Here is a 2,669-nt window from a genome sequence, read left to right as displayed (position 1 = left end):
GGCACCTGCGAGTTCCTGGTCGGGCAGGACGGCACGATCTCCTTCCTGGAGGTCAACACCCGTCTCCAGGTCGAGCACCCGGTGACCGAGGAGGTCGCCGGGATCGACCTGGTCCGCGAGATGTTCCGGATCGCCGACGGCGAACCACTCGGTTACGGCGACCCGGAGCTGCGCGGTCATTCCTTCGAGTTCCGCATCAACGGGGAGGACCCGGGCCGGGGCTTCCTGCCCGCTCCGGGCACCGTCACCCGCTTCGACGCGCCCTCGGGTCCCGGTGTCCGCCTGGACGCGGGCGTGGAGGCCGGCAGCGTGATCGGCCCCGCCTGGGACTCCCTGCTGGCCAAGCTGGTCGTCACCGGCCGCACCCGCGCCGAAGCGCTCCAGCGGGCCGCCCGTGCGCTGGACGAGTTCCAGGTCGAGGGCATGGCCACCGCGATCCCCTTCCACCGCGTCGTGGTCCGCGACCCGGCGTTCGCTCCCGAGCTGACCGGCTCCGAGGACCCCTTCACGGTCCACACCCGCTGGATCGAGACCGGGTTCGTCAACGAGATCAAGCCCTTCGCCGCCCCGGCCGACGCCGAGGCCGAGGAGGACAAGGACCGCGAGACGATCGTCGTCGAGGTCGGCGGCAAGCGTGTCGAGGTCCGCCTCCCCGCCGCCCTGGCCGCGGGCAGCGCATCCACCGCCGGGACCAGGCCGCAGCGCCGCGCGACGCGCACAGCGGGCCCGGCCGCCTCCGGCGACACCCTCGCCTCGCCCATGCAGGGCACCGTCGTCAGGGTCGCGGTCGAGGAGGGCCGCACCGTGGCGGCCGGCGACCTGGTCGTCGTCCTGGAGGCCATGAAGATGGAACAGCCCCTCAACGCCCACAAGGCCGGCACCGTCAGGGGCCTCGCCGCCGAGGTCGGCGCGTCCCTCACCTCCGGCGCCGTGATCTGCGAAATCAAGGACTGAACAGGAGCTGAAACGCGATGCTTGTCCAACCCACCGCGCCGGCCGCGCCCGAGCGGCGGCCCGCGAAGGCCGTCCGGCGCCTGGATCAGGTGGTCATCCGGTTCGCGGGGGACTCGGGTGACGGTATGCAGCTGACGGGCGACCGGTTCACGTCGGAGACGGCGTCCTTCGGTAATGATCTGTCGACGCTGCCGAATTTTCCGGCCGAGATCCGGGCCCCCGCAGGCACACTGCCGGGGGTTTCCTCGTTTCAGCTGCACTTCGCGGACCACGACATCCTCACCCCCGGGGACGCGCCGGACGTCCTGGTGGCGATGAACCCGGCCGCGCTCAAGGCCAACATCGCGGATCTGCCGCGCGGTGCGGAGATCATCGTCAACACGGACGAGTTCACCAGACGGGCGGTGCAGAAGGTCGGCTACGACAGCTCCCCGCTGGAGGACGGGTCGCTGGACGCCTTCCATGTGCACCCCGTGCCGCTGACCACACTGACCGCGGAAGCACTCGCCGGCTTCGACGTGTCGCGCAAGGAGGCGGAGCGGAGCAAGAACATGTTCGCGCTCGGTCTGCTGTCGTGGATGTATCACCGGCCGACGGAGGGTACGGAGCGGTTCCTGCGGGAGAAGTTCGCCCGGAAGCCGGAGGTGATGAAGGCGAATCTGGTGGCGTTCCGGGCGGGCTGGAACTTCGGGGAGACGACGGAGGATTTCGCGGTCTCCTACGAGATCGCTCCGGCGGCGACGGCGTTCCCGCCGGGTACGTACCGCAACATCTCCGGCAACCTGGCGTTGGCCTATGGTCTGGTGGCGGCGTCGCGGCAGGCGGGTCTGCCGTTGTTCCTGGGTTCGTATCCGATCACGCCGGCCTCGGACATCCTGCACGAGCTGTCCAGGCACAAGAACTTCGGGGTGCGGACGTTCCAGGCGGAGGACGAGATCGCGGGGATCGGTGCGGCGCTGGGGGCGGCGTTCGGGGGTTCGCTGGGTGTGACGACGACGTCGGGGCCGGGGGTGGCGCTGAAGGCGGAGACGGTGGGGCTGGCGGTGTCGCTGGAGCTGCCGTTGCTGGTGATCGACATCCAGCGGGGCGGTCCGTCGACGGGGCTGCCGACCAAGACGGAGCAGGCGGATCTGCTGCAGGCGATGTTCGGGCGCAACGGTGAGGCGCCGGTGCCGGTGATCGCGCCGCGGACGCCGGCGGACTGTTTCGACGCGGCGCTGGAGGCGGCCCGGATCGCCCTGACCTACCGGACGCCGGTGATGCTGCTCTCCGACGGCTACCTGGCCAACGGGAGTGAGCCGTGGCGGATCCCGGAAATCGATGAGCTGCCGGATCTGCGTGTGGAGTTCGCTTCCGGTCCGAACCACGTTCTGGACGACGGCAGCGAGGTGTTCTGGCCCTACAAACGTGATCCGCGGACTCTGGCGCGGCCGTGGGCGGTGCCGGGCACGCCCGGTCTGGAGCACCGGATCGGGGGGATCGAGAAGCAGGACGGGACGGGGAACATCTCCTACGATCCGGCCAACCACGAGTTCATGGTCCGTACCCGGCAGGCGAAGATCGACGGGATCGGCGTGCCGGACATCGAGGTCGACGACCCGGACGGGGCGCGGACGCTGGTGCTGGGCTGGGGGTCGACGTACGGGCCGATCACCGCGGCGGTCCGGCGGCTGCGGGCGGCCGGCGAGGCGATCGCCCAGGCCCACCTGCGCCAC

The 2,669-nt window shown here is 70.7% G+C and carries 2 protein-coding genes; both read left to right on the top strand.

Going from position 1 to position 2,669, the window contains the following annotated elements; genetic code table 11:
• Window positions 1-954, top strand: a 954-nt coding sequence (locus tag IEZ11_RS50240; protein ID WP_189269831.1) for a biotin/lipoyl-containing protein, incomplete at its 5' end; no start/stop codon positions are given.
• A gap of 17 nt (window positions 955-971) precedes the next feature.
• The coding region (locus IEZ11_RS50235; protein ID WP_189269830.1) for a 2-oxoacid:acceptor oxidoreductase subunit alpha at window positions 972-2,669 on the top strand (1,698 nt) is incomplete at its 3' end.

It is taken from the genome of Streptomyces fuscichromogenes (assembly GCF_014645815.1).
Lineage (GTDB): Bacteria > Actinomycetota > Actinomycetes > Streptomycetales > Streptomycetaceae > Streptomyces > Streptomyces fuscichromogenes.
This window is presented reverse-complemented; position numbering and strand designations above follow the sequence as displayed.